Genomic DNA, 15543 nt, shown 5'->3' with positions numbered 1-15543 from the left:
TTGATATGAACTGGATTTCAATCGGCGACATCTCCGACATTCCGCTGCGGGGCGCTCGCTGCGTGAAGACACCCCAGGGAAAGATCGCCGTCTTCCGAACGGCCGAAAACGAGGTCTTCGCCATCGAGGACCACTGCCCGCACAAGGGCGGGCCGCTCTCCCAGGGCATCGTCCATGCCAAGGCAGTCACCTGCCCGTTGCACAACTGGGTGATCTCGCTCGAAACCGGCAAGGCGCTCGGCGCCGATGAGGGCGAAGTGCGGACCATTCCCGTCCGCAACGAGGACGGCGCCCTCTACATCGCGCTCGAAAGCCTGATGATGGCAGCCGAATGATGCAGAAAGAGGTCAAGACAACCTGTCCCTATTGCGGTGTCGGCTGCGGCGTCATCGCCAAGCTCGCGGAAGACGGCAAGGTGTCCGTCAAGGGCGACCCGGACCATCCCTCCAACTTCGGGCGGCTGTGCTCGAAGGGCTCGGCGCTCGGAGAAACCGTCGATCTCGACGGGCGCATCCTCCATCCGGAAATTGCGGGGGAGCGGGCGGAATGGGGACAGGCGCTTGACCTCGTCGCGCAACGATTTTCCGATGCCATCGCCGAGCACGGCCCCGATTCCGTTGCTTTCTATGTGTCCGGCCAGCTGCTGACCGAGGACTACTATATCGCCAACAAGCTGATGAAGGGCTTCATCGGTTCGGCCAACATCGACACCAATTCGCGGCTCTGTATGTCGTCCTCCGTCGCCGGTCACCGCCGCGCCTTCGGCTCGGACACAGTGCCGGGTACCTACGAAGACATCGAGCTTGCCGATCTGGTGATCCTCACCGGCTCGAACCTCGCCTGGTGCCACCCGGTCATCTACCAGCGGCTGGCGGCGGCCAAGGCCGCGCGCCCCGGCATGAAGGTCGTCGTCATCGATCCGCGGCGGACGATGACATCAGATATCGCCGACCTGCATCTCGCCATCCGCCCGGACAGCGATGTTGCCCTTTTCGTCGGCCTTTTCGAACACCTGATCGCAAGCAACGCCATCGACCAGAACTACGTCGCCGAACATACCAACGGCTTTGCGGAGGCCTTTACGGCTGCCACAGGCGTCTCCTTCAACGAGGTGCTTGATATGACCGGCCTGCCGGCCATGCAGCTTCGCGAATTCTACCGCCTCTTTGCCACGACCGAGAAGGTCGTCACCTGCTACAGCCAGGGCGTCAACCAGTCCTCATCTGGCACCGACAAGGTCAACGCCATCATCAACTGTCATCTCGCCACCGGCCGCATCGGCCGGCCGGGCATGGGCCCGTTCTCGCTCACCGGCCAGCCGAATGCGATGGGTGGCCGCGAAGTCGGTGGGCTTGCCAACATGCTTGCCGCCCACATGGCCATCGAAAATGCCGAGGACCGCGACCGTGTCCAGCGCTTCTGGAATGCGCCGGCCATTGCGCAAAAGCCGGGCCTGAAGGCCGTCGACATGTTCAGGGCTGTCGCCGACGGCCGCATCAAGGCGCTCTGGATCATGGCGACCAACCCGGTTGTTTCCATGCCGGATGCCGACGCCGTCGAGGCCGCCATCAAGGCTTGTCCCTTCGTCGTGGTCTCCGATGTCCTGAAAAGCACAGACACCGCCCGTCACGCCCATGTCCTTCTGCCCTCGCTCGGCTGGGGTGAGAAGAGCGGCACTGTCACCAACTCCGAGCGCCGCATCTCCCGCCAGCGCCCCTTCCTCGATGCACCGGGAGAGGCCCGCGCCGACTGGTGGCAGCTTGCCGAAGTGGCGCGTCGCATGGATTTTGCCCAAGCCTTCGACTTCAGCTCCAATGCCGAAATCTTCGACGAGCACGCCGCTCTCTCCGCCTTCGAGAACAACGGCCGTCGCGACTTTGATATCGGCGCATACGTCGGCTTGAACCGTCAGTCGTACGACGAACTCCCCCCTTTCCAGTGGCCACAGCCCGCAGGCCACAACGCGACCGAGACCCGCTTCTTCGCCAAGGGCGGCTTCTACCACGCCGACGGCAAGGCACGTTTCATCGCCGTCGAACCGGTCGCCTCGGATCGCACCAGCGCCGACTATCCCTTCACACTGAACACCGGCCGTATCCGCGACCAGTGGCACACGATGACCCGGACGGGCAAAAGTGCGCGGCTCTCCTCGCACATCGCCGAGCCCTTCGCAGAGCTTCATCCGCGCGACGCCATCGAGATCCGCGTCGGCAATGCCGGCCTCGTCGAAATCGAAAGCCCTCACGGCAAAGCCCTGGTTCGCGCCCTGATCACCGAGCGCCAGGCGCGCGGCAGCATTTTCGTACCGATGCACTGGAACGATCAGTTCGCCGCGAAGGCACGCATCGACGCCGTCGTCGCACCCTTGACCGACGCAATCTCCGGCCAGCCGGCATCGAAGAATGGTGCGGTTGCTGCTCGACGCTTCAAAGCGGCGCGCTACGGCTTTGCCGTTTCCGCAGCCAAGCCTGATCACCTCGATGCCGCCTATTGGGCGCTGGCAAAGGCCGAAGGCGGCTGGCGAGTGGAGCTCGCCTTCGACCAGCCGGTCGAGGACTGGTGCACGTGGTGCCGCAGCACCTTCGCTATTCCCGAGGGCGTCGAGCCGCTTGGTTACGCCGACCAGCAATCCGGCGATCTGAGGCTTGCCTTCTTTGGCGGCCAGCGACTGCTTGCCGCCTTGTTCCTGGCGCGCGAACCGGTGGCTGTTGCGCGCAACTGGGCGATCTCTCAGCTCACCGCCGAGCACACCAATCTGCGCAAGCGCTTCGCTCTCGTTGCCGGTCGCCCGGGCGCAGACAAGCCCGATCCGGGTGCCACCGTCTGCTCCTGCTTCGGCGTCGGCGTCAACCAGATCGTCGCCGCTGTACGCGGCGGCTGCCACAGCGTCGAAGCCGTCGGCAAGGAACTCAATGCCGGAACCAACTGCGGCTCGTGCCGCGCCGAAATCAGGGGGATCATCGATGGATGTCTTGCAGCAGCCGCGGAATGAAGCACCCGCCCGCATGGAACCGCTTGCCAAGCTGCCGGTGTTCTGGGCACTTGAATCCAAGCGCGTGATCGTCGCCGGCGGATCCGATGCCGCCGCCTGGAAAGCCGAGCTTCTCGCTGCCTGCGGCGCGGAGGTGCATGTCTACGCCGACGCGGTTTCCGACACTTTCGAGAAGCTGATCTCGCGCGGCGCCGAGCATCCTCGGGGCAGTTTCGTCCGTCACTGCCATGGCTGGAATGAAACCATCTTCGCCGGCGCGGCCATCGCCATCGCCGACTGTGAGGAAGAGGACGAGGCGAAAGCCTTCTTCGACGCCGCCCGCATGGCCGGCGTCCCAGTCAACGTCATAGACAAGCCTGCCTTCTGCCAGTTCCAGTTCGGCTCCATCGTCAACCGCTCACCCGTCGTCGTCTCGATCTCGACGGATGGCGCCGCCCCGATCCTCGCCCAGGCGATCCGGCGTCGCATCGAGACATTGCTGCCTTGGACACTGAAGGGTTGGGCTGAACTCGCTCAGACATTGCGCGACCGGGTCAATGAACGACTGACTCCCGGCCCGCTCCGCCGCGCCTTTTGGGAGCGATTTGTCGATCGCGCCTTTTCAAGTTCGGATACGCCGGAGGAGGGCGTCGGCGGGCTGCTTCTCGAGGAGGCCGACAGGCTTCGGGAAGCGCCCGCCCACTCCTCGCGCGGTCGCGTGACGCTGGTCGGCGCCGGCCCGGGTGATGCGGAGCTTCTGACGTTGAAGGCCGTCCGCGCCCTGCAAGCCGCAGACGTGATCCTCTTCGACGACCTGGTTTCTTCAGAGGTTCTGGAGCTTGCCCGGCGAGAAGCCAAGCGCATGTTGGTTGGCAAGCGCGGTGGCCGCACAAGCTGCCGCCAGGAAGACATCAACGCCATGATGGTGAAGCTCGCCAAATCAGGCAAGCGGGTCGTACGACTGAAGTCCGGCGATCCGATGATCTTCGGCCGCGCCGGCGAAGAGATTGCCCATCTCGATCGCGAAAACATCCCCGTCGATGTCATCCCCGGCATAACAGCCGCAAGCGCCATGGCCTCCCGCCTCGGGATTTCGCTGACGCATCGCGACCATGCCCAATCCGTCCGCTTCATCACCGGCCATTCTCGTCATGGCGGCCTGCCGATCGATGTCGACTGGGCCGCTGTCGCCGATCGCCACACCACAGCTGTCTTCTACATGGGTGGCAGGACGGCACCGCTCATCGCCGACCGGTTGATCGAGGAAGGCCTGCCGCCGGAAACGCCGGCCATCATCATCAGCGACGTGAGCCGTTCGACCGAACGTGACTGGAGCGGCACGCTCGCAACCATCCCTGAGGGAATTGCGGCGATCGGCTACGACAATCCGGTACTGATTGCGGTCGGCAGTGCGCTTGCAGCACGCCTGAATGTTCGCGACACGAACGGTTTCGACGGTGATCATCGTTTGGTCATGGGTGCGCGCTGATGCAACTCCACAAGATCGCCCCCGCCCTCCTCGTTCTTGCCATTGCCTTGAGCTGGCCGCGCTTCTGCAGCATCTTTCGCGGCGAAACACAGGCCGCGGTGGCAACTGCGCCGCTGACCATGATCGCCAGCGCCGTCAGCCTTTCCGCTCTCGGATTGGCCTTCGCCGGCAACGGACCATGGCTCGGCATGCTGATCGCGGCGCTAGGCCTGCTTCTCGGCTGGACGATGCGCACGCCGGCGCCGCCGTTTGCCATCTCGCTTTCCGCGCTTAGTCTAGCCGCATACCTGCAGTTCGGACCGCCCACTCTCTTCTAGCCGCCATTCAGGCCGCGATCCGCGCCGTCCGTTCCGGCAGCATGTGGGCCGTGGCGCTTAGCAGGTCCGTCTGCGAGATGAGCCCGACGACATGGCCGGTGGGATCGACGATGACAACGGCGTGGGTGCGCCCGTCCGTCAAGACGGGCAACAGACTGACGGCCGGCGCATCTGGAGGAGCGGTTGCCGCCGTCACGATATGGCCGGCAACCTGCTCGGCCTGCATCAATTCGCGCAGCCCGACCGTGCCGATCAATCGCCCACTGCCATCCTTAACGGGCAGCGTGCGGATGTTGTGCTTCAAAAGCAGCGCGCGCGCATCCTCCGCCGTGGCATTCTCCCCGACCGCAATCACATCACGCGACATGATATCGGCGCAGCTGACGGTGCCATGGGAACGAACGGCAGCCTCTACCTCGACCTGCCGCAGCAAGCGGCTCAAGTCACCACGATCGATATCGAACGTTTCCTCGAACTTCGCCAGCGCCGCGTCGACGTCTTCCTCGCGGAAGCCTATCCGTGTCACGGACGGCGGATCGATCGTCTGATGCGTATTGACCGGCGCCGGCACGGCGACGTGCGGATAGTTTCGCCGTCCCAGTTTATGGAAAACAATGCCGAGCGCCACCAGGATGCAGGAATTCAGCGCCACCGGCACAAAGGGGAAAAGCAGCCCCCAGCTCGCTACCGCCGGGCCGCCCAGCACGGCGGTCAGCGCCGCGGCGCCACCCGGCGGGTGAAGGCAGCGGGTGAACGACATGGCGCCGATCGCCAACGAGACGCCGACGCCGATCGCGATGATCGGTTCGTGAATGAAGTGTGCGGCGAGAATGCCCATCATGGCGGAGATCGTGTTGCCACCAATGATCGACCAGGGCTGTGCCAGCGGACTTGCCGGCACGGCGAAAAGCAGCACGGCCGAAGCCCCCATCGGCGCGACAATCAGCGGCAGGTGCGGGCCCTGGCCGAAAAAGTAGCCACAGACCATGCCTGTCAGCGCGATCGCAATCAGCGCGCCAAGGCAGGCAAGCATGCGCTCACGCAGCGTGGCGCCGGCGAGGATCGGCGAAAACAAGCGGCGGCCGAAGGCCTTGGGAGTGCTGGAATCTGACATGACGAACCGACAGTTTGTGAAACGAAGCGTGCGGGTTGCAAGAAGGTTGCGCGCAGAGGTCAGCCGCTTGGAGGTGAGAGGCCGTCCCTGCCCCTCGAGGCAATGAGGACATCGTGAAAAGCCTCGAACGCGTCCGATCGGTCACCCTTGCGGCGAACGAGAAAGGTCTCCACTGCGCCAATATCGCGGGTGACGATATCGGCGGGCCAGCGCAGAAGGTCGTAGACGGAGCGCGGCATGACGCCGAAGGCGTTGCCGGCGACAATGCTGGCGAGGATCGCATGATAGGAGCCGAGCTCGAGCGTGCGCGGCGAAGCGGCGTCCTCAGCCCACTCCTCGGCCATGCGCCGATAGGTGCAGCCTGGTTCCATCACGGCGAGCGTCCCGACACGCAGATCGGCTGCGGCTTTCACCTCGGGATGCTTCGGCGGAAGGACGAGGATCAGATCCTCGAGATAGATCCGCCGCGCTTCAAACCGGCCGAGGTCGAGATCGGCATAGCGCGTCTCGTCCAGCGACGTCTGCGGCGGCCGCGCGATCAACGCGCAATCCAGCTCTTCGGCGAGCACGCTCTGCATGAGCTCCCGTGTCGCCCCCATCGTCAATTGCAGGGAAACGTCGGGCCACAGCGACCCGAACCGCCTGATGACGTCGGGGAGTCGGCTCGCGGCCGTGCTTTCCATCGTTCCGACGCGCATCACGCCCGATGCAGCCAGCGGCCGCACGGCCTGCTTTGCTTCCACGGCCAGATCGGCAAGACGTGTCGCATAGGATAGAAAGATCGTGCCTTCGCGCGTCAACGACATCTTTTTGCCGTCTCGAGAAAACAGCGCCACCCCAAGATCCTCTTCGAGCTGCTGGACGCGCGTCGTGACGTTCGACGGCACACGCCCCACTGCGGCCGCCGCCTTCGTGACGCTGGAATGCGCCGCGACTGCCTTGAAGATTTCAATTGACGACAGATCCATATATTCGCTCGAAAAGAATACGGGAGGCGCTTTATTCTCTAAATGGAAACGAAAATCAACCGCTCTTTCTGGGATGTGACCGCGTTGCCCGATTTTTCCGCCCTGGCCCGGAAAACAAAAGAGCCGCCGGATTGCTCCGACGGCTCTTCGAAATTCTTGTTCTGTCCGACTTAGTTCGAGTCGAACTTCCGCACTTCCATGAAGTTGACCGCAGTGCCGCTGAAGCGGCCCGGATCGATGGAGGCTGTCTTCGTGAAGCCCTCGGCATAGACCGCGGTCGGCTGGGCACGAAGCGTCTGGCTGACGAAGCGAGGCGCCTTGACCGGCTTGGTGACCATTTCCATGCGGGCATTGGTGAGCGCCCACTGCGAGATGATCTTCTGCGTCAGCTTCGGCTCGGTGCGAACCGTTGCGCGGCTGGCGTCGGCCTCTGCCGCCTCATGCTTCGTCGGGCGGCCGCCCTTGGTCGGCAGGCCCTGCGACAGTCCATTCGCATCGGTCGGCTTCGGTGCATCGAACGCATCGCCGAAGCTTGCGGACTTCGTCGCCGGCACCAGAGCGGCAAGCTGCAATTGCGGCCTTTCGCCCGGAACCTTTTGCGGCATTGCCGCGTTAACAGCCTGCTCGACGCTCGTGACCGGCGCCTGGTTGGATGCGACTTGACGATCGCCATCAACATTTTGCTGGTCGAGGGCATCGGCAACGGCCGGAGAAAGCGTATCTTCCTGGTCCACCATGTCGTCCTCAGCTTCGGCATCGGCACTCGCCGCGGCCAGAAGCTTTTCGGCAAGCGCCGGTCGTTCACCCGGCGTCGGAACCGCTGCGAGATTCCCCGTCATCGCAGATGGATCAGCCGAGGCGACTTCCGCGTCTCCTGGAGAGCGGCGCGGTCCGAGTAGGGAAGGAACCGGTACGCTGTAGGCGCTGAGATCCGCGAACTGCTGCTGACCTTGCTCGGTCACAGCGGAAAGGGCTTGCTGCGCTGCATTTCCGGATTGCGGAGCGACGAGGGCGCTGGCCATCTCGCTACCGCCTGGCTGATTGGCGAACGCCGGACGCACCTGCGGAATCGGCGCGTTTACACTTGCGACTTCAGTAGCCTGCGCGGGCGCTTGCTCGCCGGGATTGGCGGCGTTCGGCATGTTAGCCGCTGGCGGCGTCGCCTTCGCGACCGCCACTGCTGCGCTGCTATCATCATCGGAGCTGTCTTCGGCCTCGTCGGCGCCGCCTCCAAACAGGGCTGCAAACAGCGTCTTATGCTTTGGCTGATCGCCGACCGACGAGCCCGAATAGGCGCCGGAGCTTGCCATCTGCACCTGCGTCGAGCTCACGCGACGCTTGTAATCGGCCACCGCCTGCTCGTAGCCCGGCAGCGGACGGCCATCCGATGGGATGTGCATCGTGTTGCCGTTGGGGAAGAGCCGGACCAGTTCTTCGCGGCTCATGCGCGGCCAGGCGCGGACGCCGCCGACGTCCATGTGGACGAAGGGAGAGCCGGATTTCGGATAGAATCCAACGCCGCCGACCTGCATTTTCATGCCGATGCCGCGCAAAGTGGCCAGTTTGACGTCGGGAATGAAGAAATCCATCGCCTTGCCAAGCATATGCTGGCTCTTCTCGGCGACGCCGGAATTGCGCGAACGCGACTTCAGCATGGCGTTGGTGGCCGGAGAACGGAAGCCGCAGACGACGTTGATGTAGTCGCGCGAGCCGCTCTGACGGTAGACTTCCCAGATGAGGTCGAAAAGGCGCGGGTCCATGTTCGTCGGCTGGTTCTTACGCCAGTCGCGAAGGAACCGGTTCAGTTGCTGGAGACCCTTCGGGTCAAACCGGCCGTTGCGCTTGTAGGTGATGACGGCTTTTTCGCCGGTATGGACGAAATAGAGTTTGAGACTACGCGTTTCGCCTGCCGCCTCGGAAGGCGAACTGACTAGAACAGGCGACGAAACGGCGAGTGCGAGAAGGGCGGCCATAGCCGTCCTAAACACCTTTCCGCAAAGGCCCGTGGACCTTGTGCGCCAGTTCAAGCGCGAAGGTCTCGTATTCCGATTCAGATCCGGCAACTCAATCCCCGTCAGACAGCCGATGGTCCCTCTTTGACACCGTTGACTGTTAAATGCGGTCACACGATGGCAAAAATGCCACACGCGTTCAACCTTTTCTTTACATAGTGAACAGCCCACTAACAAGTGGTTTATGTTTCGTAACAAAAGATGATTGCCGGAGTGTTAATTAGAAAACCTATGCCGCGTCCTTCAGCGGATTGTCGGGGTCTATGCCGTAATCCTTGAGTTTCCGGTACAATGTGGACCTTCCGATACCCAATTTCCGAGCCACTTGACTCATCTGCCCCCGATAGAATTTAAGGGCGAATCGGATCAGTTCTTCCTCCACATCCGCGAGCTTGCGCACATCCCCGGCAGGGTTTGTGCTCGCAATTGCGTTGTCGGGCGCCTCCGTGATTCGTGCAACCGCCTCTTCGACGCTGGCCTGATGGGCCGGATAATCGGTGGCTGAAAAGTCGTTTTGTCGATCGACACGCGTGTTGTCGGCGACCAGCGCCAAATGATCAACGACCTCGTATTCGGGCAGCTGTGCCGCAATCTGCGGGAAATCCGCTTCGGTCAGCTCACCGCCTTCGGCGAGGACCACCGCGCGGAAAATCGCGTTCTCGAGCTGGCGGATATTGCCCGGCCAGTCATAGGCTGTGAGCAAAGCCAATGCACCGGAGCTAACCGACATACGACGGCCGTTCTTCTGCTCGCTCGAGAAGCGCTCGGTGAAGACGCGCACGAGATGCGGAATGTCTTCCTTTCGCTTGCGGAGCGCGGGAATGGTGATCGGGAAGACATTCAGGCGATAGTAGAGGTCCTCGCGGAAGTGGCCGTTCTTGACCTCTTCGATCAGATCCTTGTTTGTCGCCGAAATCAGCCGGACATTGACCTTGTGCGCAGTGCGCGCGCCAACGGTCTCAATTTCCCCCTGCTGGACGGCGCGCAGCAGCTTGACTTGAACCTCGAGCGGCAGGTCGCCGATCTCATCGAGGAAGATGGTGCCGCCATCGGCTTCCATGAACTTGCCGATATGCTTTTCGGTGGCACCGGTGAAGGCGCCCTTTTCGTGGCCGAAGAGAATGCTTTCGACCAGATTGTGCGGAATGGCGCCGCAATTGACCGTGACGAATGGCTTGCCGGAACGGTCGCTGCCGGACTGGATCGCACGGGCGACCAGTTCCTTGCCGACGCCGGACTCGCCTTCAAGCACGACAGGAATGTTCGACTGCGCTGCGCGCTGCGCCAGATCGATGACGCGGAGCATTGCCGGGCTGGCCGAAACGATGTCATCGAAGCCGACGGCGCCGGAGCGCGATCGGCGGCCGGCGCGTGCCTTGACCTCGCGCTGGTCGAGCTTCAGGGCGTTGGAGATCGAATTGGCAATCCGCTCCGGAGAGACCGGCTTGACGACGAAATCGAAGGCGCCGGCGCGCATTGCCTGCACCACGGTCTCGATACCGCCCTGCCCTGTCTGGACAATCACCGGAACATGCGTGCCGAATTCGTGCAGTGCCTCGAGGAATTCGAGGCCCGTCATCTCCGGCATCATCAGGTCGAGAACGATGACATTATAGAGGCCGCTGCCTCTCTTCACCATCTCCAGCCCGATCCGGCCGTTTTCCGCCTGATGGACGACGTGGCCGTGACGCTCTATCGCGTTCTTGAGCAGTCGACGCTGGATCGGGTCGTCCTCGACGACGAGTATCTGCGCTGCACCCTTGAGCTCATGGTAACCGGTCATTGCTGCCTCACTTCATGCGAAACCTGAGAGGCACTTTGGCAGAAAGGCTTGAACATCCAGTTTTGAGAAACAATTGCATTTTAACGTTTGTGACGAGGCCGAATCCGACCCGAAACGGAGCTTGTGGGCAGGCGAAAGCCCCTTGATGCCAAGCCTTTAGCGGCATAGACAGTCAAGCCTGTCGCAAAAGAGGAAGAGGACCCCGATGATGAAAAACACGCTCTCCGGCACCGCCATTAATTTTTCGGCAAGTTCTGCTGCCTCCGCGACCGACGCCGCTCTGGGCGAACTGCCGACCTGGAAGCTGCAGGATCTCTACCCCTCCGCAACGTCCACGGCCTTTACCGCCGACATGGAGAAGGCCGGCAGACAGGCAATCGCCTTCGAAGAGAAGTGGAAGGGCAAGCTTGCCGATGCCGCGACAAAAAAAGGCGCCGAGGGCATCGGTCAGGCACTGAAGGAGTATGAGGCGCTGGACGACATTATCGGGCGCCTCGGCTCCTTTGCCGGCCTTACTTATTTCTCCGACACATCGAACCCGGTGAACGGCAAGCTCTATGGTGACGCCCAGACAAAGATCACCGAATTCTCCAGCCATCTGTTGTTTTTTGCGCTTGAACTCAATCGCATCGACGACGCCGTCATCAATGCCTGCATGGCAAACGACCCGGATGCCGGCCACTACCGACCCTGGCTCATCGACCTGCGCAAGGACAAGCCCTATCAGCTGGAAGACAAGCTCGAACAGCTGTTCCTAGAAAAATCGATGACCTCGGCGGCTGCCTTTAACCGCCTGTTCGACGAGACGATGGCGGACCTGCGCTTCGAGGTCGACGGCGAGAAGCTGCCGCTCGAAGTCACGCTGAACATGCTCCAGGAAAAGGATCCTGAGGTTCGCCATAAGGCTGCGATGGCGCTGGCGAAGACCTTCAAGGAAAACCTGCGCATCTTCGCGCTGATCACCAACACGCTCGCCAAGGATAAGGACATCTCGGACCGCTGGCGCGGCTTCGAGGACATTGCTGACAGCAGGCATCTTGCCAACCGTGTCGAGCGCGAGGTGGTCGACGCGCTGGCGGCTGCCGTCAAGGAAGCCTATCCCCGCCTCTCGCACCGATACTACAAGATGAAGGCAAAATGGCTCGGCATGGACCAAATGAACTTCTGGGACCGCAACGCACCGCTGCCGGAAACCTCCAATGCCGTGATTTCCTGGAACGAGGCGAAGGACACGGTGCTGTCGGCCTATGGCAACTTTGCGCCGGAGATGGCCGCAATCGCCAAGCGCTTCTTCGACGAGCAGTGGATCGACGCCCCCGTCCGCCCCGGCAAGGCGCCCGGCGCCTTCGCGCACCCGACCGTTCCGTCGGCGCACCCCTATGTGCTCGTCAACTATCTCGGCAAGCCGCGCGACGTGATGACGCTCGCCCACGAGCTTGGCCATGGCGTCCATCAGGTTCTGGCCGGCGCCCAGGGCGCGCTTATGTGCCAGACGCCGCTGACGCTTGCCGAAACCGCATCCGTCTTCGGCGAAATGCTGACTTTCCGCGCCCTTCTCGACAAGACCAAGGACAAGCGTGAGCGCAAGGCGATGCTTGCCCAGAAGGTCGAGGACATGATCAATACGGTCGTGCGCCAAATCGCCTTCTACGAGTTCGAGCGCAAAGTCCACACCGCCCGCAAGGCCGGCGAACTGACATCGGATGATATCGGAGAACTCTGGCTCTCAGTGCAATCCGAAAGCCTCGGGCCGGCGATCAAGATCTCGGAAGGCTACGAGACCTACTGGGCTTATATCCCGCACTTCATCCACTCGCCCTTCTACGTCTACGCCTACGCCTTCGGCGATTGCCTGGTGAACTCGCTCTATGCCGTCTACCAGAAGGCCGACAAGGGCTTTCAGGAGAAGTATTTCGAGCTTCTGAAGGCGGGCGGCACCAAGCATCATTCGGAGCTTTTGAAGCCATTCGGCCTCGACGCCACCGATCCGTCGTTCTGGAGCAAGGGGTTGTCGATGATCGAAAGGCTGATCGACGAATTGGAAGCACTTGATAAGAGCGCATAAGCTCTCGATCCAAAGGCAGGCATGACCAAGGCTGAACGCTACGTTCTGTTCCGGGATGACACGACCGGGCAAGTGATGCTCTTTTCCGATCCGTCGGAGATCATCATTGCCCGGACGCGCGCCGAGTTCCTTGCGGGCCTTGCCCGTATGGAAGAGGCAAAAGCCGCTGGCAAATGGCTGGCGGGCTACATGGCTTATGAAGCCGGCTACCTCTTCGAGGAAAAGCTCGCCGCTTTCCTGCCTGAAGGCCGGGAGACGCCGCTGCTCGCCTTCGGCGTCTTCGATACTCCCGAAGCCGGTATCCATCCTCTCGCGCAGCAGACACACCGCAGCGAAAACGACGAATTCCTGAGCGAGCCCAAGGCCGGTTGGGACTTTGCTCGATATAAAGAGCGATTCGATCGCCTGCATTGGCACCTACGTCAGGGCGATTGCTACCAGGCAAACCTCACCATGCCGATCACCGCCCGCTGGTCCGGCGATCCGCGCGACGCCTTCTGGTCGCTGATTTCGAGGCAGCCTGTGAAATACGGCGCGCTGGTCGATCTCGGCGGCCCCATCCTGCTTTCACGCTCGCCCGAGCTCTTCTTCCGCACCGACGAAGAGGGCTGGATCGAAACACATCCGATGAAGGGAACGGCAAAACGCGGGGCCGATGATACCGAGGACGCGGCAATCGTCGCCGCGATGCGCGACGACATAAAGACGCAAGCCGAAAACCGCATGATCGTCGATCTGCTGCGCAACGACATCTCGCGCATCACGGAGGTCGGCACCCTGGATGTCCCGAAACTCTTCGACATCGAGACCTATCCGACCGTCCACCAGATGGTCAGCCACGTGCAGGCGAAACTCCTTCCGAATCTGACCATTCGCGATATCTTCGCTGCCCTCTTTCCCTGCGGATCGATCACCGGCGCCCCAAAACTCAGTGCCATGCAGATCCTGCACGCGCTGGAAGACACACCGCGCGACGCCTATTGCGGCGCGATCGGCATGATTGCGCCCGGCGGCGGCATGCGCTTCTCGGTGGCGATCCGCACCATTAGCCTCTTTTCCGATGGCAAGGCGGTCTTCAACGTCGGCGGCGGCATCGTCTTTGATTCCACCGCCGAAGCCGAATACGAGGAGTGCCTGCTGAAAGCGCGGTTTGCGATCGGCGATCAGGAGATCGTGCGATGAACGACTTCTCGCTGCTCGAAACACTGCGTTGGGAACCCGAAGCCGGTTTCGTCAGGCTGCGCCTGCACCTGGCGCGCCTCTCCCGCTCCGCGCGCCGCATCGGCTTTCCAGACCCCACGGATGCTACCGCGAAACTGAAAGAAGCGGTTAGCTGCGCCACAACGGCACGGCGAACGCGTCTGACGCTCGACCGGCTGGGGCAGATCGAGATCACCACGGCTCCCTTCGCGCCGATCCCAGAAGGCACCACATGGAAGGTCCGGATTGCCGAAACCCGTCTCGATTCCGCCGACAAATTGCTGCGGATGAAAACGACGCGCCGTGGTGTCTACGAGACCGCACGCGCCGACTATCCGTCGTCCGAAGTTGACGAAGTTCTGCTTCTGAACGAGCGCGGCGAGGTCTGCGAAGGCACCATCACCTCAGTCTTTCTCGACGACGGATCAGGCGTGTTGCGCACGCCACCAATCTCCTGCGGCCTGCTCGCCGGCGTCTTGCGCACCGAGTTGATCTGCCAGCGCAAGGCGCGGGTTGGACGCATCTCTGTCCACGATCTGACAGCCGGAACACTCTATATGGGTAATTCGTTGCGCGGACTGATACCGGCCCGCCTCCTCAGCTAGGCCACGATCTTCAACCGATCGCGGCCGCTTTGCTTGGCGTGATACAGGGCTTCGTCGGCGCGGGCATAGACCTCGCGCGCCGTCTCTCCTGGCCGCAACTCCGCCAACCCTGCAGAGCAGGTGTAAGAGAAGGACGGTGCGGTGGGTATAGGACGCGCGCCGCGCACCATTCCGATGAGGCGTTCTATGATCAGTTCGGCCTGCGCCAGGGTCGTATCCGGCAGGATCAACATGAATTCCTCGCCGCCGATCCGCCCGAAGCTGTCACGTCGGCGGATAACCGGCTGCACGCGGCGTGAGAAATCAATCAGCACATCGTCGCCGAACTGGTGGCCATAGATGTCATTGATGCGCTTGAAGAAATCAAGGTCGATGATGCAGATGCAGCCCACAGTGCCGGGATTGGCAGAGGCCTGCCCCGCGATCAGGCTCTCCAGCGCCGCCATCATGAAGCGACGGTTGGAAATACTGGTCAACTCATCCGTCTGCGAGGCCCGCAGCGCAAAGTCGCGGTCCTGCCGTACGTCTCGCCCGCTTTGCTTCAGAGAGGTGATGTCGCTAGCAACACAAAGCATCCAGCCGTCTTTCTGCACGGTCTCGGTCATCCAGAACCAGCGACCGTCGACGACGTCGGTTTCGAACGCCCTGAACGGCAGCTTGCCCCGGCGCGATTGCGCGGAAACGAGCCAAGTCTCGAAATCAGCAGTGCGAATGATCGTCCCCTTGCCCGCCTTCGTATTGCGCCGCATGAGTTCCGACCACAAGGGAGTCTCGTCCGGTTCGATGGCGAAAGTCGAACGAAAGGCAGCATTTGCATAGCGCAACCGGTCTTCCTGATCGTAAACGGCGATCAGGACCGCGCTTTCTTCCTGCAATTCGGCAAGCCGCTCAGATATCTGGTTCATCCAATTGTTCCGGGGCACGCTGCAAACAATGGTTCGCACTTTGGCGCAGAGCTCAAAAAAGAAGATGGATGGCTCGGCGCCGATTGAATATTCACATGCATCGGAACACAACAC

At 62.0% G+C, this 15543-nt stretch carries 11 protein-coding genes and 2 pseudogenes; 7 read left to right on the top strand and 6 right to left on the bottom strand.

Going from position 1 to position 15543, the window contains the following annotated elements; all coding sequences use genetic code 11:
* Positions 1–5: 5 nt before the first annotated feature.
* Genes nirD through IB244_RS13080 form a run of 4 tightly spaced genes read left to right on the top strand, consistent with a single transcriptional unit; the run spans position 6 to position 4777 of the window.
* A complete protein-coding gene (nirD, locus tag IB244_RS13095; protein ID WP_018860287.1) occupies positions 6–335 on the top strand; it encodes a nitrite reductase small subunit NirD in 330 nt (109 codons plus the stop codon).
* Complete coding sequence (locus IB244_RS13090) at positions 335–2992, top strand: nitrate reductase (RefSeq protein WP_113471950.1); 2658 nt, start codon at positions 335–337, stop codon at positions 2990–2992. Before nirD ends, IB244_RS13090 begins: the two co-directional genes overlap by 1 nt.
* The gene (gene cysG, locus IB244_RS13085) at positions 2964–4460 is read left to right on the top strand and encodes a siroheme synthase CysG (RefSeq protein WP_192304436.1); all 1497 of its coding nucleotides are present in this window, start codon (positions 2964–2966) and stop codon (positions 4458–4460) included. The genes IB244_RS13090 and cysG overlap by 29 nt, the downstream gene beginning before the upstream one ends.
* Positions 4460–4777, top strand: coding sequence for a hypothetical protein (locus tag IB244_RS13080; RefSeq protein ID WP_192304433.1), 318 nt, complete (start codon positions 4460–4462; stop codon positions 4775–4777). The genes cysG and IB244_RS13080 overlap by 1 nt, the downstream gene beginning before the upstream one ends.
* A 7-nt stretch (positions 4778–4784) precedes the next feature.
* On the opposite strand, the gene IB244_RS13075 is transcribed toward IB244_RS13080, so the two are convergent.
* The 5 genes and pseudogenes from IB244_RS13075 to IB244_RS13060 all read right to left on the bottom strand — a co-directional run.
* Positions 4785–5891: an HPP family protein gene (locus tag IB244_RS13075; protein WP_192304432.1), complete on the bottom strand. Its 1107-nt coding sequence runs from the start codon at positions 5889–5891 to the stop codon at positions 4785–4787.
* Positions 5892–5950: 59 nt separating this feature from the next.
* Positions 5951–6859, bottom strand: a complete 909-nt coding sequence (locus IB244_RS13070) for a LysR family transcriptional regulator (protein WP_113471945.1) — start codon at positions 6857–6859, stop codon at positions 5951–5953.
* A 170-nt stretch (positions 6860–7029) separates the two neighbouring features.
* Positions 7030–8922, bottom strand: coding sequence for a DUF882 domain-containing protein (locus IB244_RS13065; RefSeq protein ID WP_192304430.1), 1893 nt, complete (start codon positions 8920–8922; stop codon positions 7030–7032).
* A gap of 178 nt (positions 8923–9100) precedes the next feature.
* Positions 9101–9325, bottom strand: a pseudogene (locus IB244_RS33080) (helix-turn-helix domain-containing protein); the annotation flags it as partial.
* A 65-nt stretch (positions 9326–9390) separates the two neighbouring features.
* Positions 9391–10654 (bottom strand): annotated as a pseudogene (locus tag IB244_RS13060) (sigma-54-dependent transcriptional regulator); the annotation flags it as partial.
* Between the two features lie 208 nt (positions 10655–10862).
* Between IB244_RS13060 and IB244_RS13055 the strand changes: the two are divergent.
* Genes IB244_RS13055 through IB244_RS13045 form a run of 3 tightly spaced genes read left to right on the top strand, consistent with a single transcriptional unit; the run spans position 10863 to position 14524 of the window.
* The gene (locus IB244_RS13055) at positions 10863–12719 is read left to right on the top strand and encodes a M3 family oligoendopeptidase (RefSeq protein ID WP_409564062.1); all 1857 of its coding nucleotides are present in this window, start codon (positions 10863–10865) and stop codon (positions 12717–12719) included.
* A 21-nt stretch (positions 12720–12740) separates the two neighbouring features.
* Positions 12741–13901: an aminodeoxychorismate synthase component I gene (locus IB244_RS13050; protein ID WP_018856044.1), complete on the top strand. Its 1161-nt coding sequence runs from the start codon at positions 12741–12743 to the stop codon at positions 13899–13901.
* A complete protein-coding gene (locus IB244_RS13045) occupies positions 13898–14524 on the top strand; it encodes an aminotransferase class IV family protein (protein WP_169682309.1) in 627 nt (208 codons plus the stop codon). The genes IB244_RS13050 and IB244_RS13045 overlap by 4 nt, the downstream gene beginning before the upstream one ends.
* Here IB244_RS13045 and IB244_RS13040 read toward each other — a convergent pair.
* Positions 14521–15429 (bottom strand): sensor domain-containing diguanylate cyclase, encoded by a 909-nt coding sequence (locus tag IB244_RS13040; protein ID WP_169682311.1) that lies wholly within the window; start codon positions 15427–15429, stop codon positions 14521–14523. The two genes, IB244_RS13045 and IB244_RS13040, sit on opposite strands and share 4 nt — an antisense overlap.
* Positions 15430–15543 lie beyond the last annotated feature (114 nt).

It is taken from the genome of Rhizobium sp. RHZ02, assembly GCF_014851575.1.
In the GTDB taxonomy this organism is placed as follows: Bacteria; Pseudomonadota; Alphaproteobacteria; order Rhizobiales; family Rhizobiaceae; genus Rhizobium; species Rhizobium altiplani.
Note: the sequence above shows the minus strand (reverse complement) of the source record. Positions and strands in the feature narration are given on the sequence as shown.